Origin of the sequence: Kitasatospora sp. NPDC048715 (genome assembly GCF_043198905.1) — a bacterium.
GTDB lineage: Bacteria > Actinomycetota > Actinomycetes > Streptomycetales > Streptomycetaceae > Kitasatospora > Kitasatospora lactacystinica.
The window spans coordinates 279,380-300,389 of sequence record NZ_JBICVH010000003.1; the positions used below are offsets into that span (position 1 = coordinate 279,380).

Annotated in this window: 21 protein-coding genes and 1 pseudogene; 13 read left to right on the forward strand and 9 right to left on the reverse strand. The window is 74.8% G+C overall.

Annotation, left to right across the window (positions count from 1 at the left end; genetic code table 11):
- Positions 1-48: 48 nt before the first annotated feature.
- Both ACGFSC_RS07905 and ACGFSC_RS07910 read right to left on the reverse strand, forming a co-directional pair.
- On the reverse strand, positions 49-870 hold the full coding sequence (locus ACGFSC_RS07905; RefSeq protein WP_359897370.1) for an ABC transporter permease: 822 nt from the start codon (positions 868-870) through the stop codon (positions 49-51).
- Positions 867-1,838, reverse strand: coding sequence for an ATP-binding cassette domain-containing protein (locus ACGFSC_RS07910; RefSeq protein ID WP_359897372.1), 972 nt, complete (start codon positions 1,836-1,838; stop codon positions 867-869). The genes ACGFSC_RS07905 and ACGFSC_RS07910 overlap by 4 nt, the downstream gene beginning before the upstream one ends.
- 104 nt (positions 1,839-1,942) lie before the next feature.
- Here ACGFSC_RS07910 and ACGFSC_RS07915 point away from each other — a divergent pair, with 104 nt between their 5' ends.
- On the forward strand, positions 1,943-2,710 hold the full coding sequence (locus tag ACGFSC_RS07915; protein ID WP_359897374.1) for a TetR/AcrR family transcriptional regulator C-terminal domain-containing protein: 768 nt from the start codon (positions 1,943-1,945) through the stop codon (positions 2,708-2,710).
- A gap of 7 nt (positions 2,711-2,717) precedes the next feature.
- Here the strand turns inward: ACGFSC_RS07915 and ACGFSC_RS07920 are convergent, their stop codons facing one another.
- The 3 genes and pseudogenes from ACGFSC_RS07920 to ACGFSC_RS07930 form a co-directional block, all read right to left on the reverse strand.
- Positions 2,718-4,097 carry a pyridoxal-phosphate dependent enzyme gene (locus tag ACGFSC_RS07920; protein ID WP_359897375.1) on the reverse strand — a complete coding sequence of 460 codons (1,380 nt, stop codon included), beginning with the start codon at positions 4,095-4,097 and terminating at the stop codon, positions 2,718-2,720.
- 270 nt (positions 4,098-4,367) lie between these two features.
- Positions 4,368-5,078: pseudogene (locus ACGFSC_RS07925) on the reverse strand (vWA domain-containing protein); the annotation flags it as partial.
- A 118-nt stretch (positions 5,079-5,196) separates the two neighbouring features.
- On the reverse strand, positions 5,197-5,757 hold the full coding sequence (locus tag ACGFSC_RS07930) for a hypothetical protein (RefSeq protein WP_359897377.1): 561 nt from the start codon (positions 5,755-5,757) through the stop codon (positions 5,197-5,199).
- A gap of 141 nt (positions 5,758-5,898) precedes the next feature.
- Here ACGFSC_RS07930 and ACGFSC_RS07935 point away from each other — a divergent pair, with 141 nt between their 5' ends.
- Together ACGFSC_RS07935 and ACGFSC_RS07940 are read left to right on the forward strand one after the other, a co-directional pair.
- Positions 5,899-7,041 carry a serine hydrolase domain-containing protein gene (locus ACGFSC_RS07935; protein ID WP_359897379.1) on the forward strand — a complete coding sequence of 381 codons (1,143 nt, stop codon included), beginning with the start codon at positions 5,899-5,901 and terminating at the stop codon, positions 7,039-7,041.
- The gene (locus tag ACGFSC_RS07940) at positions 7,029-7,595 is read left to right on the forward strand and encodes a hypothetical protein (RefSeq protein WP_359897380.1); all 567 of its coding nucleotides are present in this window, start codon (positions 7,029-7,031) and stop codon (positions 7,593-7,595) included. Before ACGFSC_RS07935 ends, ACGFSC_RS07940 begins: the two co-directional genes overlap by 13 nt.
- 88 nt (positions 7,596-7,683) lie before the next feature.
- Here ACGFSC_RS07940 and ACGFSC_RS07945 read toward each other — a convergent pair whose 3' ends face one another.
- Together ACGFSC_RS07945 and ACGFSC_RS07950 are read right to left on the reverse strand one after the other, a co-directional pair.
- Positions 7,684-8,493, reverse strand: coding sequence for an alpha/beta hydrolase (locus ACGFSC_RS07945; RefSeq protein ID WP_359897382.1), 810 nt, complete (start codon positions 8,491-8,493; stop codon positions 7,684-7,686).
- Between the two features lie 340 nt (positions 8,494-8,833).
- The gene (locus tag ACGFSC_RS07950; protein ID WP_359897384.1) at positions 8,834-10,345 is read right to left on the reverse strand and encodes a PQQ-binding-like beta-propeller repeat protein; all 1,512 of its coding nucleotides are present in this window, start codon (positions 10,343-10,345) and stop codon (positions 8,834-8,836) included.
- Between the two features lie 339 nt (positions 10,346-10,684).
- On the opposite strand from ACGFSC_RS07950, the gene ACGFSC_RS07955 reads away from it, so the two are divergent.
- Positions 10,685-11,461 (forward strand): class I SAM-dependent methyltransferase, encoded by a 777-nt coding sequence (locus ACGFSC_RS07955; protein ID WP_359897385.1) that lies wholly within the window; start codon positions 10,685-10,687, stop codon positions 11,459-11,461.
- Between the two features lie 153 nt (positions 11,462-11,614).
- Here ACGFSC_RS07955 and ACGFSC_RS07960 read toward each other — a convergent pair whose 3' ends face one another.
- Together ACGFSC_RS07960 and ACGFSC_RS07965 are read right to left on the reverse strand one after the other, a co-directional pair.
- Entirely contained in the window at positions 11,615-13,018 is a 1,404-nt protein-coding gene (locus ACGFSC_RS07960) for a carotenoid oxygenase family protein (RefSeq protein WP_359897387.1), read from the reverse strand.
- Positions 13,015-13,650, reverse strand: a complete 636-nt coding sequence (locus ACGFSC_RS07965; protein WP_359897388.1) for a TetR/AcrR family transcriptional regulator — start codon at positions 13,648-13,650, stop codon at positions 13,015-13,017. Before ACGFSC_RS07965 ends, ACGFSC_RS07960 begins: the two co-directional genes overlap by 4 nt.
- 130 nt (positions 13,651-13,780) lie before the next feature.
- On the opposite strand from ACGFSC_RS07965, the gene ACGFSC_RS07970 reads away from it, so the two are divergent.
- From ACGFSC_RS07970 to ACGFSC_RS08010, 9 genes are all read left to right on the forward strand, one after another.
- Positions 13,781-14,578 carry a hypothetical protein gene (locus ACGFSC_RS07970; protein WP_359897390.1) on the forward strand — a complete coding sequence of 266 codons (798 nt, stop codon included), beginning with the start codon at positions 13,781-13,783 and terminating at the stop codon, positions 14,576-14,578.
- A gap of 311 nt (positions 14,579-14,889) precedes the next feature.
- A complete protein-coding gene (locus ACGFSC_RS07975) occupies positions 14,890-15,219 on the forward strand; it encodes a hypothetical protein (RefSeq protein WP_359897392.1) in 330 nt (109 codons plus the stop codon).
- Positions 15,220-15,251: 32 nt separating this feature from the next.
- A complete protein-coding gene (locus tag ACGFSC_RS07980; RefSeq protein ID WP_359897393.1) occupies positions 15,252-15,941 on the forward strand; it encodes an alpha/beta hydrolase in 690 nt (229 codons plus the stop codon).
- Positions 15,942-16,269: 328 nt separating this feature from the next.
- Positions 16,270-17,457, forward strand: a complete 1,188-nt coding sequence (locus ACGFSC_RS07985; RefSeq protein ID WP_359897395.1) for a serine hydrolase domain-containing protein — start codon at positions 16,270-16,272, stop codon at positions 17,455-17,457.
- Between the two features lie 83 nt (positions 17,458-17,540).
- Positions 17,541-18,488, forward strand: a complete 948-nt coding sequence (locus ACGFSC_RS07990; RefSeq protein WP_359897397.1) for an aminoglycoside phosphotransferase family protein — start codon at positions 17,541-17,543, stop codon at positions 18,486-18,488.
- Between the two features lie 164 nt (positions 18,489-18,652).
- The gene (locus ACGFSC_RS07995; protein WP_359897398.1) at positions 18,653-19,009 is read left to right on the forward strand and encodes a DUF6204 family protein; all 357 of its coding nucleotides are present in this window, start codon (positions 18,653-18,655) and stop codon (positions 19,007-19,009) included.
- 74 nt (positions 19,010-19,083) lie between these two features.
- Complete coding sequence (locus ACGFSC_RS08000; protein ID WP_359897400.1) at positions 19,084-19,638, forward strand: MarR family winged helix-turn-helix transcriptional regulator; 555 nt, start codon at positions 19,084-19,086, stop codon at positions 19,636-19,638.
- Positions 19,639-19,832: 194 nt separating this feature from the next.
- Positions 19,833-20,519 carry a class I SAM-dependent methyltransferase gene (locus ACGFSC_RS08005; protein WP_359897402.1) on the forward strand — a complete coding sequence of 229 codons (687 nt, stop codon included), beginning with the start codon at positions 19,833-19,835 and terminating at the stop codon, positions 20,517-20,519.
- Positions 20,516-20,878 (forward strand): sulfurtransferase TusA family protein, encoded by a 363-nt coding sequence (locus tag ACGFSC_RS08010; protein ID WP_359897404.1) that lies wholly within the window; start codon positions 20,516-20,518, stop codon positions 20,876-20,878. Before ACGFSC_RS08005 ends, ACGFSC_RS08010 begins: the two co-directional genes overlap by 4 nt.
- Positions 20,879-21,010: the final 132 nt, after the last annotated feature.

Here is a 21,010-nt window from a genome sequence, read left to right on the forward strand (position 1 = left end):
CGGCTCCGCTGTCCAGCACATTTGGCGGGAGTGCCGGAACCCGGCGGATCACCGCCCGTGGGTGGCGAACTTCCGTACGGCGAGCGGCATGCAGACCGCCAGCAGCAAGGCGCTCCAGAGCAGTGCGGCGAGGACGGCGTGCTGCGTGGGCCAGGCGGAACCGGCCCCCGAGGGGTTGCCGAACAGTTCCCGGCAGGCCTGGACGACGGAGCTGACCGGGTTCCACTCGGCGAGGAACCGCAGCCAGCCGGGCATGCCGCCGGTCGGCACGTACGCGTTGGTGATCATCGCCAGCGGGAAGACCGCCACGGACAGCTGACCGGCCGCCTCCTCCTTGCCGACGGCCAGGCCGAGCAGGGTGCCGACCCAGGTCATCACGAATCGGAAGAGCAGCAGCAGCGCGAACGCCCCTGCCGCGTCGGCGAGTCCGTTCCGGGCCTGCCAGCCGGTGGCGAGCCCGACCAGGGCCAGCAGGGCCAGGACGACCATGCTGACCAGCAGGTCGGCGAGGGTCTGCCCGAGCAGCAGCCCGGTGCGGGAGACGGGCATGGAGCGCAGCCGGTCGGTGACTCCGCGCGAGACGTCGCGGGCGGCGCCGACCATGGTCGGCATGATGCCGTTGGTGGCCACCATGGCGAACAGGCCGGGCATCAGGAACTCCCGGTAGTCGCCGCCGCCCGGCACCTGCATGGCACTGCCGAGGACGTACCCGAAGACCACCACCATCACCACCGGCACGCCCAGGGAGGCGGCCAACAGGCCAGGTGAGTGGCGGTAGTTGAGCAGGACGCGGAGCACCGAGGTCCAGCTGCCGGTGGCGAGCCGGCCGATGCCGGACGGTCGCGCCGGGGCGATGTGCGCAGTGGTCACCGGGCGGCCCTCCCGGCGTCCGCGGACTCCTGGGTGAGCGCGAGGAACACGTCGTCCAGCGAGGGCGCCCGCACCGCGACGTCCTGCGCGACGACCCCGGCGCCGTCCAGCTCCCGGACCAGCGACGGCAGCAGGACGGACACGCCGGGCGTGGTCAGCACCGTGACGGTCCGCTCGGCGACGTCCACCCGGGCGTCGCCCCCGGTCATCGAGGACAGCACGACGGCGGTGGCGGCGAGTTGTCCGGGGTCGGCCAGGGTGACGGAGACCTGGCTGCCGATCGCCGCCTTCAGCCGGTCGGGCGGTCCGGTGGCGATGGCGGCGCCGTGGTCGACCACCACGATGTCGTCGGCGAGCCGGTCGGCCTCCTCCAGGTACTGGGTGGTGAGCAGCACGGTCGTGCCGCCGTCCGCGAGCTCCTTGACGGTGTCCCAGATCGCCTGTCGGCTGCGCGGGTCGAGCCCGGTGGTGGGCTCGTCCAGGAAGAGCACCGGCGGGCTGGTGACCAGGCTGGCGATGAGGTCGAGGCGCCGGCGCATGCCGCCGGAGTAGGTGCGCACGAGCCGGTCGGCGGCCTCGGCGAGGCCGAAGCGGGTGAGCAGTTCGTCGGCGCGCTCCCGGGCCCGGCGGGCGCCGAGGTGGTGCAGCCGGCCGAGCAGGCGGAGGTTGTCGCGGCCGGTGACGCCCTCGTCGACGGCGGCGTGCTGCCCGGCGAGGCCGATGGCGCGGCGGACGTCCTCGGCGGCGCGGACGACGTCGTGTCCGGCGACCCTGGCGGTGCCGCGGTCGGGGGCGACCAGGGTGGCGAGGACGCGGACGGCGGTGGTCTTGCCGGCGCCGTTGGGGCCGAGCAGGCCGCAGACGGTGCCGGCCGGGACGGCGAGGTCGAGGCCGCGCAGGGCCTCGGTGGCGCCGAAGCGTTTCTCCACGCCCGCCATCTCGATGGCGGGTCGGGCGGTGTCGGACATGGCTCTGCCCCTCTCTAGGTACAGCGTACGTAGAAGCGCGCGCAGGCGCATCCTACTACGTACGCCGTACGTATCTAAGATGGGGAAAGCGAGGTGATCTTCCAGTGCCGTCCAGCAAGCCCACGCCGTCCAGCACGCCCGCACCGGGCGGGTCCGCGCCGGCGTCCAGCAAGCCCACGCCCCCCGAGGCCCCCGAAGTGATCTGGCTGCGCCCCGAGCGCACCGGCCGCGGCCCGCGCCCGGCCCACAGCCGCGACTCGATCGCCGCCGCGGCCATCGGGATCGCCGACGCCGAGGGCCTGGACGCGGTGTCCATGCGGCGGGTCGCGGCGGCGCTCGGCGCGGGCACCATGTCGCTCTACAACTACGTGCCGAAGAAGGAGCACCTGCTCGACCTGATGCTCGACGCGGCCACCGCCGAGTACCGGTTCCCGTCAGCGCCGAGCGGCGACGTCCGGGCCGACCTCGCCGACCTCGCCCACCAGCAGCTCGGCATCTTCCGCCGCCACCCCTGGCTGCCCGCACTGGTGCTGGCCCGCCCCGGCATCGGCCCCAACGCCCTGCGCTACACCGACCACTTCCTCGCCGTCACCGCCCCCACCGGCCTCGGCGGGAGCGACCGGATGGAGGCGATGGCCCTGATCAACGGCTTCATCGCCCAGTTCGCCCAGTTCGAGCGGACGGCGGCCGCGGGCGCCAAGTGGCAGTCCGAGCTGGTCGGTTACCTCGGCCGGGCGGCGGCGAGCGGCGAATTCCCGCACCTGGCCCAGGCCTTCGCCGCCGCGGGCCCGCCCGCGGACCCGGACCGGGCGTTCGACCGCACCCTGGACCGGGTGATCTCCGCCGTCCTGATGCCGGCGGGCGACAGCTGACGCACCGTCAGTCCGCGAGGAACTCCCTGGTCAGCAGCCCCGCCACCCGGCCGTCCAGCAGCACCAGCACCGCGGGGCGCCCGCCCGCCAGCGCCGCCCGCGCCTCGGCCGCCGACTGCCCGACGCCGACCGTCGGCAGCGCCGGCCCGAGCAGTCCGCCCAGCGGGTCCTCCGGCCTGGCCCTGCCGTCCGCGAGCGCCGCCGTCAGCACCTCCCGGGACACCGAGCCCGCCACCTCGGTCGCGTTCACCCCGAACGGGCGCGCCGGCCGCGCCAGCACCGCCGGGGCGACGCCGCCCGGCGCGTCCCGCAGCGCCCGGGCCGCCTCGCCGACGGTGGTGCCGGCGTCGACCGTCACCAGCGGCCCGGCCGCCTCCAGCAAGGGGCGCAGGCCCTCCGCCTCGTCCTCCAGGAAGCCCCACTCCCGCATCCACGCGTCACTGTGCACCTTGGACAGGTAGGAGCGGCCCGAGTCGGGCAGCACCACCACGACCAGGTCGTCCGGCCCGAGCGTCCGCGCCACCCGCAGCGCCGCCGCGACCGCAGTGCCGGAGGACGGGCCGGCCAGCAGGCCCTCCTCGCGCGCGAGCCGGCGCGCCGTCAGCAGCGACTCGCGGTCCCGGATCCGCTCGAAGGAGTCGATCACCTCCGACCGGTAGGCCTGCGGCCAGCGGTCCTCGACGGTTTCGGGGTGGAGGAAGTGCCCGATGCTCTCGACGAACCACGGGCTGCCGTCCCCGCCCCCGTACGAGGAGGACTCCGGGTCCGCGCCGACCACGGTCACCGTGCCGCCGGAGACCTCCTTCAGGTATCCGCCGGTACCGGTGATGGTGCCGCCGGTACCGACGCCCGCGACGAAGTGGGTGACCCGGCCGCCGGTCTGCTCCCAGATCTCGGGGCCGGTGGTCCGGACATGCGCGTCAGGATTGGCCAGGTTGTCGTACTGGTTGGCCAGCCAGGCACCGGGGATCTCCTCGGCCAGCCGCTGGACCACCTTGAACAGGTGCCTCGGGTCCTCCTGGGGCACCAGGGTCGGCGCGAGCACCACCTCGGCGCCGTACGCGCGCAGGATGTCCGCCTTCTCGGCCGCCGCCTTGTCCGCCACCCCGGCGATCACCCGGTACCCGCGCTGCCGGCCGACGATCGCCAGGCCGATGCCGGTGTTGCCGGAGGTCGCCTCGATGATCGTCCCGCCCGGCCTCAGCAGGCCGTCCCGCTCGGCGGCCAGCACCATCGACAGTGCGGCGCGGTCCTTGACGCTGCCTCCGATGCTGAGGAACTCCGTCTTGGCGTAGATCGGCGCGGCGATCCCGGCGCCGAGCCGGGCGAGGCGGATCAGCGGCGTCCCGCCGATCGCGTCGAGGACGGATTCGTGAACTGCGGCCATCGTCGGCCCCTTTCGCTGGCGCTGTCCGTCCGAGCCTGCCCAGGCCAGGGGCCCGGTAGACGGCGGCGACACCGTTCCTCACGGACCGCCTTCGTCCAGGCCGTCGAAGCCCGCCCCTCCCCGCCTCACCGCCTGACCGCGCCGGCTGCGCTTCCCCGGGCCCCCGGTCAGGGTGGCCCAGAAGCCCCGGCGCTCCGACGACGGGGCCGCCGGGGCCGCCTTCGCCTTCGGCTTCGGCTGCGGTTGCGGCTGCGGCGCCGGTTGTTCCGGGACGATGCCCTGGGCCCGGGCGGCCGCGAGCCAGCTCGGCAGCTCGGAGAGCAGCAGGTCGTACAGGTCCTCGTCGGAGACCGTCCGGGGATCGCGCCCCAGGTGGACGAAGCCCGCGTTGTCGATCGGCCGCTTCTCCGGGACGGGCAGTTCGTCCAGCTTCCGCAGGAAGTCGAACTGCTTGCCGTCCGGATCCCCGAAGCCGATGAACTGCCAGAAGATCGGCAGCGTCGCCGCCTCACACAGCCGCTTCTCCGCCGCGCTCTTGCTGATCGGGCCGCCGTCCGTCTGGAACAGGACGAAGGCCGGCGCCGTGGCCCCGCTCTCCCGGTAGTGCCGGACCACCGCGTCCATCGCCAGGTGGTAGCTGGTCTTCCCCATGTGCCCGAGGCCCGCGACGATCCGGTCGATCCAGCCCGCGTGGTCCGCCAGGGCGATCTCGGCCTGGGCGTCGACCTCGGTGGAGAAGAAGACGACCGGCACGCTCCCGTCGTCGTCCAGGTGGGCCGACAGCCCCAGCACCCGGTCGGCGAGCGCCTGGACGCTGCCGTCCTTGTAGTAGGGCCGCATCGAACCGGAGTAGTCGACCACCAGGTACACCGCCACCCGCTGGCCGTTCAGCCCGCGCCGCTCCACCGAGGCGCCGGCCGTCTTGTAGAGGCTCACCAGCCCTGGCGCGCTCCGCTCGACCTTGCTCAGACTGACGGCCATGTCCCGCTCCCTTGCCCACTGCGGCAGCCGAGCTGCCGGCGCGCGTGATCGTCAACGCGCTCCCGACACTCTGCGGGGCGGACGGCGGCCACGGCAAGCCTTCGCCCCGACCCGCCGCTCACCAGCCGTCCGGGTGCCGCGACAGCCAGTCGGCGTGCCGCTCCTTCAACCGGTCGCGCTCCTCCGGCGTGGCCAGGTGGACGTCCGCGCCGCCGTCGTACGGGTGGTACAGCCGCCGCATCCCGGTGTCCGTGACGATCACCCCGGCCTCCCGCTCGTCGGCGACCCGGCGCAGCAGCCGGTCCAGGCCGCCCCGCCGCCACTGCCGCCGTTCCACGAAGACGTGGCAGTAGGTGCGGAACTCCGGCTCGGGGTCGTCGCTCTGGAGCCAGGTGCGCCAGTGCCTCGCGTCCCGGCGCATCCGGGGGACGCTCGTCCTGCTCGTCCACCTGGGCGTGAGGACGTACACCTCGGCGCCGGCGAACAGCTCGTCCAGCACGGTGTTGTGGCGTTCCAGGACGATCGCGTACTCGCGCTCGTCGTCGGGGTACCGCTTGGACTCCGGCAGGCTGTGGAAGCGCACCCAGACGTCCCGCGCCCGGCTGTCGATCTCGTGCCCGACGGGCTCCGTGCCGGGCCACCGCCGCTCCCAGAGCGCGGTCAGCGCCTCGCGATCCACCTGGTCCCCTCCTCCGTGCCGACGGGCGAGTCTGCCACATCCGTCCCACCAGCCCCGGCCTGGTGAAATCCCCTCGTCACGGCCGCCCGGCTCCCGTAGCGTGGTTCGGTCGATCTTGAGGGCAGAACGGGGCACCACATCATGCAGCAGCACCACGGCTGGGCCGACGAGCGCTTCGGCGCCGTCGCGGACGCCTTCGCCGCCAACTTCACCGAGTTCCCCGAACTGGGCGCCGCCGTCACGGTGTTCTCCGGCGGCCGGAAGGTGGTCGAGCTGTGGGGCGGCACGGCCGACGACCGCACCGGCCGGGCCTGGACGCAGGACACCGTCGTACCGGTGTTCTCCTGCGCCAAGGGCCCGGTGAGCATCTCCGCGCACCTGCTCGCCCAGCAGGGCCGGCTCGACCTGGACGCACCGGTCGCCCGCTACTGGCCGGAGTTCGCCCGGAACGGCAAGCAGGCCGTCACCACCCGGATGATCCTCGGCCACCGCGCCGGCCTCCCGGCCCTGGACGCGGCGCTCTCCTTCGAGGAGGTCGCCGCCTGGGATCCGGTGATCCGGGCGATCGAGGCGCAGCGGCCGCTCTGGGAGCCGGGCTCCACCCACGAGTACCACGGCCATGTGTTCGGCTTCGCGGTCGGCGAGGTGATCCGCCGGATCACCGGGCTGACCCCGGGCGTGTTCCTGCGCGAGGAAATCGCCGAGCCGCTCGGGCTGCCGGTCCGGATCGGCCTGCCGGAGAGCGAACTGCCGCGCCTGGCACGGCTGGTGGAGGCCGAGGGCCGCCGTCCGATGCCTGGCCCGGAGCACCTGCTCACCCGGATCGTCACCATGAACGGCGCCCTGGTCTTCCCCGGCCTGGACGTGCCGCACGGCTGGAACGACCCGGACCTGCACGCGATCGAGCTGCCCGGCGCGGGCGCCGTCGCCTCGGCCACCGGCCTGGCGGGCCTCTACGCGGCGGCGGCCACCGGCCTGGACGGCGGCGAGCGGCTGCTCTCCGCCGACACCGTGACCGACGCGGTGCGCGAAGTCTCCTCCGGCGCGGGCTTCCTGGGCTTCGACCTGGGCGCCCGCTGGGGCTCCGGCCTGCTGCTGGACTCCCCCGCCTTCCGCCCCCTGCTCGGCGCGCGCAGCTTCGGCAACGACGGCGCCGGCGGCCAGTTCGCCTTCGGGGACGACGAGTTCGGCGTCGGCTTCGGCTACGTCGCCAACCGGATGATCGGCCACGGCGACGCCCGGGCGAACCGCCTGATCGAGGCGGTGCGCGGGTGCCTGGGCTGACGGGCTTCCTCCCGCTCGTCACCGGGCTGGCCACCACCGGCGGCCTCGGCGAGCTGCGCTACGGTGCCTCACTGCCCGAACTCGCCGCCCACTACGGCGATCCGTGGGACGGCGGCCGCGTCCACCGCGGCCACCGGTGGCCGCACGCCTTCGGCTGGGGCGACGTGCAGACGGTGTTCTGCCGCTGCCGCCGGCTCCACGCGCTGTCGCTGCCGGTCTGGCACGGCGAGCTCGACCTCCCCCGGCCCGGCGGCGGCTCGGTGACGCTCGACACCCACGTCTCCGAGCGGGACCTGATGGCGGCGCTGACCGCCACCGGCCACAGCTGGCGGACGGTGACGTACGAGAACCTCCCGGGCCAGCGGAACCTGGAGTTCTCGCCGGCCGAGGAGGTCCGGGTCGAGCTGGTGCTCACCGACCGCGACGGCTACGACCAGCCGCCGCTTCCGGAGTGGGTGCTGCACAAGGCGGTGCTGTGGGGCTTCGAGCACGTCGAGTGCCCCGCGCCGGACGGCGACCTGCCGGACGACGGCTGGGGCGCCGGCGACCGGTAGGGCCGCTGCCGACCGGTGGGGCGGACGCCCGCCCGGGCCGCCCCGTCCCCGGTGGAGGGTCGGCCCGCCGCAACCGCGGCGGCGCGCCTCAGCCCAGCGCCCTCGGCAGCACCACGCGCACCCACTCCTCCGGCTGCGAGAGGTGCGGCGCGTGCCCGGCGCCCGCGTACAGATGGCGTTCCGGCTTGGGCAGGGCGAGGTCGATCAGGTCCAGCACCTCGCCGAACATCGGGGCGCTGTCGTCGCTCTGGGTGAGCAGCGCGGGCTCGCCGAACCGGGACAGCCCGGTGAGGTCGAGGTCGAGCGCGTCCGGGTCGCGCAGCTCGTCGAGGTAGGTGGGCGCGTTGCGGATGTAGGTGTGCCGGACCGGCGCGGGCAGTTGCTCCCAGGCGCCGGGGCCGAGGGCGAGGCTGTCCACGTACAGTTCGGCGGCGGCGGCCGACTCCGCCTGCTCCAGCAGCTCCCGGACGGCGGCGATCCGGTCGGCGAAGGCGGTGCCGATCGGGCGCAGGTCCGGGTCGGCGAGCAGGATTCCGGTCCCCGGCGGCTCGTGCACGGCGATCCCGCGCAGCAGGTCGGGCCGGGCGGCGGCGAGCCGGAGGGTGACCAGTGCCCCGTAGGAGTCGCCGTAGGCGAAGGCGGGCGCCAGGCCCAGCCCCTGGATCAGCCCGGCCAGGTCGGCCGCGTCCTCGTGCACCGAACCCTGGGTGAGCGGGTCCTCGCTGCGACTGTGCCCCCGGCGGTCGTAGGCGACCGCGGTGGTGGACTCGGCCAGGCCCGGCAGCACCCGCGCCCAGGAGTCCGCATCGCTCCAGGAACCGTGCACCAGGACGACGCCGGGGCCCTCACCACGGGCCTCGTAGTGCAGCGCCACCCCGTTCACCCTGATCTCGGCCATCACGAGTCTCCCGATCTCGGCGGTGCTCCCCCACCAGCGTGACACAACCGCCCGGAAGGCTCAGGTCCTCCGGTGGCGGGCCCGTCGAGGGCGGCCGGGCGGATCGCGCCGGCCCTCTCCGCGGGTGGTCGGGCGGATCGCGAGGGCCGCCTCCCCTGGTGATCGGGCGCCGCGGGGCCGTGCCGGACCGCCGGTCCCCCGGTCACCGCGGTCACCGCGGTCGCCCGGCGCCCAGCCCCGCCCCGCCCCGCCCCGCCCAAGGCGGTCACCCGGCGTCACCGGCCGCCCCGCCACCGCCCGTTGCGATGACGGTCCGTTACCGGTGTCCCGGGCGCGGTCCTCAGCTCAGCACCCGCACCGGCGGCTCGTCCCGGGTCCCGTCCTCCGCGACCACCGTGAACCGCTCCGGGCCCGACACCGACAGGTCCACCGGGTAGAGCGACGCGGTGTCGTTGACGTCCAGCACGGCGCTCTGCCGCCCGGTCGCCACCTCCACCCTGGTCACCCGGCCCCGGGTCATCGCCCACACCGAGCCGCCGTCCACCACCAGGCCGGTCACCTGGTCGTCCAGCCCCGCCGTCCAGCGCCTGCCGCCGTCCGCGAGCGAGTACGCCAGCAGCCGGCCGGTGGCGGTCCGGCTCGGGTGCTTGCCGCCGCTGATGCCGATGTCGCCGGGCTTCTCCCCCGGCACGACGAACAGGTCCCCCACCACCACCCCGCCGAACAGCGGCCGGGCGGTGAACTCGTCGAAGGCGTGCAGCCCGCCCAGCATCACGTCCAGGTCGTACTCGTCCCCGGCGACCGGTATCGCCGCCCGCTGCCGGCCGGTCCGGTCGTAGCTGAGCACCGCGTGGGTGCCGCGCTCGGCCTGGGCGTCCACCCACACCGCGAGCGGGTCGACCGACACCACCGCGAGGTTCTTCAGCCCGCCCGTCGCGGGCAGCGCGATCCGCTGCTGCTCCCGGCCGTCCGCCGGGGCGAGCGAGCGCAGCACAGGAGCGGTGTCGCCGCACTGCGCGACCGTGACGGCGTCCCCGGGGCCGCCCGCGACCTGCAGCGGGGTGCAGCCGGGATCGGCCGCGCTGTGCCAGACGTCCCGGCCGTCCGCCAGCCGAACGGCGCGCCAGCCGGCCTTCTCCTGGAGCAGGGCCTGCTGCCCGGCCACCGCGACCACGTCCGGCGTCGCGTCGTCCCCGTCCCGGGCGGGCGCGTCCACGGTGGCGGTCCAGCCCTCCCGGCCGTCGGCGAGGTCGAGCGCGGTGACGGCGGAGCAGGGCCCGTCGTGCGGCGAGTGGCCGATCAGGCCGAGGGCGTCGCCGCGGGCCGTCCCGTCGGGCCCGGTGCCGCGGCTCATCGCGCACACCGTGTCCTGCCCGGGCGGGGACCAGCTCCAGGCGACGGCCCCGGTGGCGCTGCGGTAGGCCACCACCAGGTCCGGGCGGACCCGCACCACGAGGTCCCCGCTGGTCCAGCTGCCCACCGCACGGACCGTGGAGGGCCGGTCCAGCGGCGCCTTCCAGGAGTCGTTGAGCCCGTCCCCGGCGAAGCCGACGAAGATCGCGAGCCCCAGCAGTGCCCCGACCGCGGCCGAGGGGAAGCCGGCCCTCGGGTGGATCAGCGCCCAGACGAAGCCCGCACCGCAGGGCATCAGCCCGAGGATGCTGATGATCCCCATGTACGCGAGGCTCTCGCCGCCGAACCCGTTCGCCGGGCCGAACAGCACGGCGAGCCCCATGCTCGCGAACATCGCCCCCAGCACCCCGCCGGAGACCACCATCCAGGTCTCCTTGTCCCAGGCGAACCTGGCTCCCCACCTCGCCCGGACGACAGTGTCCTCGGGCCGAACGGCCATGCCGGTCTCTCCCCTGCGACGCGCCGCCCACCGCGTCGGGGCGACGATCATCGGATCGTCGCAGAGCGCGCCATGATCCGGAACAAAGAGCAGGGAAAACCCCGGCCATGACCCGCACATACCAGGCCCCGAGCGCCGGGACCGTGACGAATCCTCCCCCCGCGCGCCGGCTGCCGCCCGTCCGCGCCCCGTCCACCGGCGGCCCCGTCCGCCCCTGTCCGGCCGCCGTCGGATCGCCGTCCGCCCCCCGTCCGGCCCCTGTCCGACCGCCGTCCGACCGCCGTCCGACCGCCGGAAATCGATTGCCCGCCGCTGGGGCGCTGGCTAGCGTTGCCCGACATGACCGCGACACCCGCCATCCCCGACTGGCGCACCGCCAACCGTGCGAACTGGGACGAGCGCGTGCCCGTCCACGCCACCGGCCCGTTCTACGACCTTCCCGGCTTCGTCGCGGGCCGTGACACCCTCCAGGACTACGAGCCCGCCGAGGTCGGCGACGTCACCGGTCGCACGCTGCTCCACCTCCAGTGCCACCTCGGGCTCGACACCCTCTCCTGGGCCCGCCGCGGCGCCGTCGTCACCGGACTGGACTTCTCCGCCCCGGCCGTCGCGGCCGCCGCCGACCTCGCCGCCCGGATCGGCGCCGACGACGCCCGGTTCGTCACCTCCGACGTCTACGACGCCGCCGAGGCGCTCGACGGACGGACGTACGACATCGTCTACACCGGCTTCGGCGCGCTCTGCTGGCTCCCCGACCTCGCCCGCTGGGCCCGGACGGTCGCCGCGCTCCTCGCCCCCGGCGGCTTCCTCTACCTCGCCGAGCACCACCCGGTGGCCGACGTCCTCTCCCACGACGGGCGCAGCTTCGAGGAGGACTACTTCGAGCGCACCCCGATCCTCGTCGACCACCCCGGCACCTACGCCGACCCGGACGCCCGGCTCGACGCCACCGTCACCGTCCAGTGGCAGCACGGCCTCGGCGAGGTCGTCACCGCGCTGGCCGAGGCCGGCCTCCGTCTGGACTTCCTCCACGAGCACGCCCACGCCCACTTCCGCGTCCCCGCCGGCTCCCCCGCGCCGCAGTCCTACTCCCTGCGTGCCACCCGGCCCCGCTGACCCCTCCCGGGCCGCGCCCGGCTCTCCGGCCGGTTCCTCACCGGTTCTTCGCCCGGTTCTTCACCGGCTCTCCGCCCGGCCCGGCGGCCTGCCCACGGGCGCGCCCTGAACGGCCTCCCGGAACGGCCTCCCTGGCGGGCACATATTGGCCCCTCAGCCTCGGCCCGGTTCCCCGCCCGGCACCCAGTTGCCGTGCAGGCCCAGCGGTACCCGCACCGGCAGGTGGACACGGGCGAGGGGCTCGCCGGTGAAGTCCTGGGCGGCGAGGATCACCAGGTCCGCCGCGCCCCGGTCCGGGTCGTGGACGTAGGCCATCAGACAGCCGTCGTCCTCCGCCGTCGGCGACTCCGCGGGCACGAACACCGCCTCGCCCACCGCCCCGTCACGCCCGAAGTCGTGGACCTCGACGGTCCCCCGGCTCAGGTCGTGCTTGAGCAGGGCGTTGCGGAAACCCTCGTCCGGGCGGTCGCCCCCGGGGCCGGCCGCGGGCGCGTAGAGCTCGACGGCGGCCGCGTAGCCGTAGCGGTAAGGGCGCCCGGTGTGACGGGAGTTGACGCGCGGGAATTCCTGGACCCGGTCGTCCAGCCGCTCCTCCCGCACCGTCCCCGCCGCCAGGTCGATCGTCCAGCGGTCGAGCGTGGGCCGGCTCGCGCCGATGTCGCGCAGGTCGATGCCCGGCGGGTGCCGCACGACGTCGACCACCAGTGAATCCGCCGTCCGCTCGTACGCGTTGAGGGTGTGGCCGACCAGGTGCGGCGCGAGCTCGAACCACCGCACCGCGCCGCCCTCGCGCGGCATCACCCCGATCCGCGCGGCGCGCCGCCCGTCCCAGGTGAAGGGCACCCCGGTGGCCAGGTGCGCCGCGCTGAACACCACCGGCGTGTCGTACAGCAGCACGAACCGCTCGGTGAGCGCGAAGTCGTGCATGTACGGGTTCCCGGGCACCTCGATCAACGTGCTGCGCCGGACGGCGCCGGCGGCGTCCATCACGATGTGCTGCACCTGGTCGGAGCCGTACCGGAAGGCCAGCGAGTGCAGTTCCCCGCTGTGCGGGTCGAGGATCGAGTGGGCGTTGGCGCTGAACCCCTCCGGCGTGGCGCCCAGTTCGCACGGCCCCACCGTGTCCAGCTCGTAGGTGAGTTCGTACGGGCGGATGCCGCCCTCGATCAGCGCGTAGGTGCGCCCGGCGAGGCCCGCGACCTGCACGTTGGGGGAGATGTCCAGCCGCTCGTCGACGGGCGTGCCGCGCCGGGGCTCGCCGAGCCGGTCGGCGACCGCACCGGAGCGGACCCAGCGGTTGCGGTACCACTCGGCGCGCCCGTCCCGGATCCGGACACCGTGCACCATGCCCGCGCCGAGGGTCCACAGGTGCGCGGCCGGATCCTCGATGCCCAGCGGATTGGGGCCGTTGCGCAGGTAGCGCCCGTCGAGGTGGGCCGGTATGCGGCCGGTGACGGGCAGGTCGTGGGCGGTGGTCTCCTCGGTCACCGGGGCGAAGTTCCCGCGCAGGAAGCGGTTGCGGCTCGTGCCGTCACGGTCCGGACCGTCGGTGCTCATGGTGTCGACCTCTCGTCAGGTGATGGGGTGGCGGCAGCGAAGGCCCGTCCCAGCGCGGCCATCAGCGCCTCGTAGCGCGCCCCGGCCTCGGCCGGCGCGAAGTGGCCGGCGAGTTCCAGGCTCACCGCGCCGTGGGTGGCCGCCCAGAAGAGCTTGGACACCTCGTGGGCGTCGGCGGGCCGGAAGACCCCGGCCGCGATGCAGGCCTCCACCGCGGCCACCGAGGCACCGAACGCGCCGTCCGCGACGGCCAACGCCTCGGCGCCCGGCCGGAATCCGGGGACCGGCTGCTCGAACATCACCCGGTAGTAGGCGGGTTCGGCGATCGCCCGCTCCCGGTAGGCCCGGCCGAGCTCGGTCAGATGGGCCAATGGGTCGTCCCCGCGCGGGACTTGCTCCTGCGCCCGGCGCAGCCGCCCGAAGCCCTCCCGGTACAGCGCGTCCAGCAGCCCCTCCTTCCCGCCGAACATCGTGTACAGCACCTTGGTCGAGGAGCCGATCTCGGCGGCGATCCGGCGCACGGTCAGTGCGGCGGGGCCTTCGGCGACGAGGAGGGCGATGGCGCGGTCGAGGATCACGGCGCGCACGGCACCCTGGCCGACCCGCTGCGCGTCCTGGTAGGGCGTGCTCATGGGCAACAACGTAACCGACGGGAAACAGTGTTACCACCCTTTGCGCGCAACGGTTTTCGACACCCACCCGGCCCGACCGTCCAGCCGCCCCGACTAGACTGGCGCGCTCGAAAACCGAGGGGAGTCAGCGATGAGCGGTGCCACCCGCTGCGACCAGGTCGCGGCCGAGGCGGGCCTGGGTGAACGGCGGCGGCTGTACCGGACCAGCCGCCGGATCGGCGACGGAGTGGGCAAGTGGGGCCTGGGACTGCCCGGCATCCTCGTCATCGCCGCCTCCGGCTGGACCTGGTGGGGCGCCGTCCTCGCGGTCGCCGCCGTGACGGCGGCCGCCTGGGCCTACAAGAACGTGCCGCCGCGCTCCGGGCTGATCGCCGTGGCGCGCTACGAAGGCGGCCTCGTCCTCCACCACGCCGGCGGCGACTTCCGCGCCCTGCCCTGGGACGCCATCGAGAGCCACGAGTACATACCCTCCCGGATGGAATTCCGCGGCAACCTGAGCATCGAGCACTTCGGCCGCGTCGTCATCCTGGCGCGCGGCCGCGAAACCCCCTTCGTGGTCTCGAAACTGGCGGGCCGTTACGAACCGGGGCTGGCCGAGGCCATCCGCGCGGGCCTGATGCCGCGCTACACCGCGCCGCTGCACGAGCGGTTCGAGGAAGAGGGGCACGTCGTATTCGGGACGGTGCTCGCCGTGCTGCCCGCGGGACTCCTCGTCGACCCCGGCAGCGACCACGGCACGGCCCCGCTGCCGTGGAGCGACCTCCAGGACGTCACCGCCGAGAACACGCGCGAGCTCCGGATCACGGCGCGCACCGAACCGAGCCCGGGCGGACGGGTCGTCACCCGGGTCCTCGCCGATGCGGACGTCGTCGCGGCGTTCCTCCGGGAGACCCGGGAGAAACTCCTGCCGGAGCAGCACGCCGAGTGACCGGGCCACCCGACCGGGGCCGCGTGACCGGGGCCGCGGCCCCGCCCCGAGCGCACCGGTCGACTCGACGGCCGTCCGCCAGGGCGCGCCAACCCCGCGCCACGGTGCGACCGTTGACATGCGCCGGGCATCCGTCGCAGCACCGGCGGCACCGGGTCCGCGCGCCGTGCTGCGCCGACCGGGTCAACCTCGGCACCGGACTGTACGCGGACGCCCGGTCGGCTCGTTCTGCTGTACATGCCTCCCCCGATCCCGACGCCACCGCCGCTGCCCGCACACAGCACCGCACGGAACGCCGCTCGGAGGTTCCCGTGGCCGTGATCGGCCGTGCGGCGGCCACCGTGGTCGCACTGGGCATCCTGCTCATCCCGGCGGCCGTCACGGCGGGCACCGACCTGCCGCCCGAGCTCGGCGCGGGCTGGTGGGAGGTGTCGGCCAACGCCGCCAACGTCCGGGTCGACCACTTCGGCGAGGAGACCGTCGTCGGGTTAGCCCGTTCGGGTGACCGGGTCGAGGTCGTGGACACCTGGACCTCACCGCTCGGCGCCCGCTGGGCGAAGGTCATGGTGGTGCGCACCCGGGTCTCCGGCTGGGTCCTGTGGTCCCTCCTCGCGCACCGGGACCCGTCCTCGGAACCGTAGAATCCGCCTGTACACATCAGGAGGGATTTCGCGTGTTCCGAGCGCAGCGTCCGCGCACCGCAGAGCTGACCGCACGACAGGGAGAGGGGCCGGTCGACGGCGTCGCCCTGCTGCTGCCGGGCGGATTCCTCCGCAGTCGGCGAGCACCGCTGAAGGTCGCCGAGCTGGGCCTGCGGGACCTGGCCGCCGAGCTCACCGACCGCGGCCGGCCGCACGGCCTCGCGGTGCACCTGCTGCGCTACCGCCACGGCGGCTGGAACGGCGCGGACGCCGACACCGCCGTCGACACCCTGTGGGCGCTCGACGAGCTGGCCCGGCTGTACCCGGGCGCACCCGTCGTCCTGATCGGCAACTCGCTGGGCGGGCGCGCCGCCTTCTGGTGCGCCGGGCACCCGTCCGTGGTCGGCGTTGCCGGGATCGCGCCGTGGCTGCCCAGCGGCGACCCGGTCGACCAGCTGGCCGGGCGGCGGGTGCTGATCGTCCACGGCACCGGGGACCACAGCTCGGCCAGTGCCACCCAGTCCCTGGAGTACGCGCTGCGCGCCCGCCGGGTCGTCCCGGACCTCGCGCGGTACGAGGCCCCGGGCGCCAACCACCTGCTTATCCGCGAGTCCCGCGACATCAGCGCGCTGACCACCGCGTTCACCCTCGCCGCCCTGGGCGCCGAGCCCGCCCCGCTGATGACGGGAGCGGTCTGCACCCGGCTCCCGGCCCGGGTCTAGGCCCGGCCCCGGCCCCAGGCCCCGGCCCCGCCGCACCCCGCGCCGTCCCGCGCCCCGGGCCTCCCCTGCCGATCGACAGGGGAGGCCCGGTCGCTTTCCGGCGGGATTCCTGCCGATCGGCACATGCGCGAACGGGGTTCCGGCGATCAGTCTTGGAGTCACCGCGACGGCGGCCGCCCGGGCCGCCGCGGAAGGGAGCCTCCACCGTGTTCCACGACCACGATCTCCACCTCCGCACCCACCGGATGCAACTGAACGGCAGTCAGCTCCGTGTTCTCCGGGGCGGATCACTCCGCCCCTCACCCGTCCTCACGGCACCGGAGAACTCATGCCCGCCACCAAGCCCGCCGCCCTCGCGCTCGGCCTCGCCGCCCTGCTCCTCACGGCCGTGCCTGCCGCACCCGCCCTCGGCCAGGCGCCGCCCGGCGGTCCCGATCCGGTCGTCCTCGACGCCGCGATCGCCGCCCGGCCGGGAGACCCTGCGGCGGGCGTGATCGCCCGGGTGACGGTCGACGGCCGGGCCTGGCGCGGCAGTGCCGGCGATCCGGTGAGCGGGCGGCCGGTGGCGTCGAACGCCTCGTTCCGGATCGGCAGCATCAACAAGACCTTCGTCGCCGCGGTGGTGCTCCAGCTCGCCGCCGAACAGCGGATCTCCCTGGACGGAACCGTCCAGCAGTACCTGCCCGGCACGCTGCCCGCCGACTTCACCCTGCCGATCACCGTCCGTCAACTCCTCGACCACACCAGCGGACTGCCACAGGCCGTCGAGGGTCCGAACACCCAGGATCCCGACGAACTGATAGCGCGCCGCTTCGGGCTGGAGACGCTCGACCAGGTCGTCCAGAGGACGCTCCGCCCCGAGGACGGGCACGTGGTCACTCCGTCCTTCACCCCGGGCGCCGCCCAGGAGTACAACAACTTCAACTACCGGCTGGCGGGCCGGATCATCGAGCAGGCGACCGGGCACACGATCAGGGAGGAGGTGACGGCCCGCATCCTGAAGCCGCTCGGCCTGCGGCACACCGAGGTGCCGGAGGGCAGGCCCACGATGCCCGAGCCTCATCTGACCGGCTACTTCGCCGACAGGGCCGGCACCCCGATCGACGTCTCCGAGCAGGGCGGCAACTCGGAGTCGATGGTGTCCACCCCGGCCGACCTGGACGTCTTCCTGCGCGCCCTGCTGGACGGCGAACTCCTGCCGCCCCAGCAGCTGAACGACCTGCTCACCCTGCCGCGGGACGCCTCCGGCCGGCTGCTGCCCGTACGCGGAGCCGGCGAGTGCCGGTTCGGTCCGGACAAGGGACGGGCCTGCTACAGCGCCGGGCTGATGGCCATCCCCCTGCAGGACGGCACGGTGCTCTGGGGCAAGACCGGGCACGACCTCGGGTACTCCGACGGCTTCTTCACCACCCCGGACCTGCGCAGGAGGCTGGTCTACTCCGTCGGCACCGGGAACGGCACCCCGGCACCGGCGCTCCGCCTCGCCGCCACGACCTTCGGCCCCTTCGCGCCCTGAGCCCGACCGGTTCGGCGCAGCCGCCGCCGGTCCTCCCCGCCGCCGACCGACCGCCCGCGCGCCCACCACTGGAAGGAACCCGCATGATCACCGTCCCCGCCGGGCTCCACCGGACCACCGTCGACCGCGAGGGAGCCCCCGGCGCGGCCTGGATCGCCGAACTCCCCGGCCTCGCCGCCGAACTGCTGGATCGCTGGAACTGCGTGCCGGACGGCGCCGCCACCCACGGCGGCGTCGGCCTGATCCTCCCGGTCCGCCGGGCAGCCGGGCGCGCGGCCGTGCTGAAGGTGTCGTTCCCCCACCCGGGCAACGTGCACGAGCCGGACGCCTTCGCGGTGTGGGCGGGCCGGGGAGCCGTCCGGCTGTACGAACGGGACGACGAGCGCTTCGCCATGCTGCTCGAACGGGCGGGCCCGACGACGCTCGCGGAGGTCCGGGACGGCGACGAGGTGCTGACGGCCGCCGGGCGGCTCAGCCGCCGGCTCGCCGTCCCGGCACCACCGGGCCTGCCCCGGTTGAGCGAGCGGGCCAAGGAATGGGAGGCCCGGCTGCGCACCGACGCGGCCTCCCTGCCCCACGACCTGTCGGCCCGCGCGGTGGACGCCGCCCTCGCGACCGTCCGCGACCTCGCCCGCGTCCAGCCGGAGGTGCTCGTCCACGGCGACCTCCACCCCCGCAACATCCTGCGGGCCGAGCGCGAACCCTGGCTGGCCGTGGACCCCAAGGGCTGCGTGGGAGACCGGGCCCACGACGCCGGCACCCTGATCACCGTCCACGCCCTGACCCTGGTCGACGCGACGAGCCTGCTCAACGCGACGGACGTGCGCCACGCCGTCCTCCACGCGCTCGACGTCTTCTCCGAGGCCGCCGGGCTGGACCGAGAACGCACCCGCCGCTGGGCCCAACTCCACGCCGTCCAGGCCGCCTTCCGGGGCCGACGGCACGGGTTCCGGCGTGCCCGGGGAGGCCCTGAGCTCGCCCGGCTCACCCGGTACGCGGACGGCCTCGCCGAAGCACTCACCCCCGTGTGACCGCATCCACCCGACCGCCCCCGCCCGACCGCTTCCACCCGGCGCACCCGCCGGGTCCGCGCCGCCGCTCGATCACCGGATCCATCACCGGACCGGGCCGCCGCGCCACCGCGCCGCCGAAATCGTGTTGGCGGCCGGCAGCCCGTGCTGCCTATGGTCGGGGGATGACCACTCGAACCTTCCGCATCATGGTGCGCGGCGTCTTCGACGGCCTCACCGACGAACAGCGCGCCGAACTGCTCGCCGCCGCACCCGCGCACGACGTGCTGCACGCCGCCTTCACCCGCGAGGGCCACCTCAGCTACGACCTCTCCGCACGGGCCGCCTTCACCTTCCGCTTCCTCGACGAGGGCGAGGCCGAGGAGGACATCCTGGAGGCCACCGAGCGGGCCGAGCAGTCGGCGCGGGACTGGCTGACCGAACGCGGCTACGGCTGCAAGAACCTCCGCTCCCAGGCCGAGGACCTCTCCCAGGCGCCGCTCGGCAAGCGTCAGCGCCGCGCCGCCGCCACCGGTCGCTGAGCCGACCCCTCCCCCTCCGCCACCTCCTTGACGGCTTCCTCCCGGGATATACTTGAGCAGTCAAGGAGGTGGCAATGACAGACCAGCCGGTCCAGCCCGAGCAGCCCGAGCAGCCCGACCGATCGAAGCAGGTGGGACCCGTGCAGCAGACCGCGACCGCACCGGCCACGCCGGACCCGAACCCCGACCCGTTGGACACCGCCCTGCGGCTGGTCCGCGCCCAGACGGCCGTGGTCAAGCGCTTCGACGCGAGCCTCAGCGGCCTGCACGGCGTCAGCCTGGCCGACTTCACGATGCTGCTCCACCTCTCCCAGGCCCCCGGCGGCCGGATGCGCCGGGTCGACCTCGCCGAAGCCCTCGGGCTCACCGCCTCCGGTGTGACCCGCGGCCTCGCACCGCTGGAGCGGATCGGCCTGGTCGCCCGCGAGGCCGCCGCCCGCGACGCCCGGGTCGCCTACGCCGCCCTCACCCCGACCGGCCGTGAGCGTCTCGCCGAGATGCTGCACACCGCCCGCCAGGTCGCCGCCGACCACTTCGCGACCGAGCAGTGGAGCCCCGAGGACCTCGGCCGGCTGTCCACCCTGCTCACCCGCCTCGGCGGAACCGCCCCCGGCCAGCGCCTCACCTGATCCGCCCGCACCGCGCACCCACCACCCGCCCACCCTGCCCGCACACACCGCCACCGCCCCCGCCAGTCCCGCCGTCGGACCCCACCTCCTAGGCTGGCCCCGCACGACCCGTACCGCCCGCACCACCCGAACCGACAGCACCGACAGCACCGACAGCACCGCGCGCACCGCACCACCCCGGGAAGGACAGCACCATGACCGACACCCCCGGCACCGGGCCCGGCCCGGAAAGCGCCCTCGCCGACGCCCAACGCGCGCACTGGCAGCAGACCTACGCCGCCAACCCGGGGATGTACGGCGAGCGGCCCTCGGCCCCCGCCGAGTACGCCGCCGAGGTGTTCGCCGCCGCCGGAGCCCGGGACGTACTGGAACTCGGCGCCGGCCACGGGCGCGACACGCTGCACCTCGCCCGTGCGGGCTTCCGCGTGCTGGCCGCCGACTTCAGCCCGACCGCCCTGCACCAGCTGCGCACCGCCGCCACGGACCAGGAACTGGCCGACCGGCTCTCGGTCCTCACCCATGACGTCCGCGACCCGCTGCCCCTTCCCGACGCCTCCGTCGACGCGGTCTTCGCCCACATGCTGCTCTGCATGGCGCTCTCCACCGAGGAGATCGAGGCGCTCGTCGCCGAGGTCCGCCGGGTCCTGCGACCGGGCGGCACCTTCGTCTACACCGTCCGCCACACCGGCGACGCCCACTACGGCGCCGGCACCGGCCACGGGGACGACATCTGGGAGCACGGCGGCTTCGCCGTCCACTTCTTCCCCCGCGTGCTGGTGGACGCGCTCGCCGAAGGCTGGCGCCTGACCGACGTCCATCCCTTCGAGGAGGGCGAACTGCCCCGCCGCCTCTGGCGCATCACCCAGGAGACCCCGCGATGACCGCACCCGACGCCGCCGCCCCCGACGCCGCCAAGGCCGGCACCCCCGACGTCGCCACCCCCGGCACCACCGCCCCCGACCTCACCGTCGACGGCACCGGCCTGCTCTGCGTCCAGCTGCTGCTCCGGCTGCGCGCGCAGATCGCGCACCTCCCGGCCGGCGCCGTGGTCCACATCCACACCACCGACCCCGCCGCCCCGCTCGACCTCCCCGCCTGGTGCCATCTGACCGGCCACGCCTACCTCGGCCAGGTCCCGTACGAGGCCACCGACCGCGAGGTGTACGCGCTGCGGCTCACCTCCGCCCCGGTCCGCACCCACCCCGACCGCCCCTGGCACCCGGCACCCGCCACCGACTGACCGGCCCCGCCCTCCGCTCGCCCCACGCCGCCGCTCGCGCCGTCCCGCCGGACGCCCACCCCGCCCGACCGCGTCGCCCGACCACCCCGCCCGACCGCGTCGCCCGGAAACCCCGCGCATCCACCCCCACCG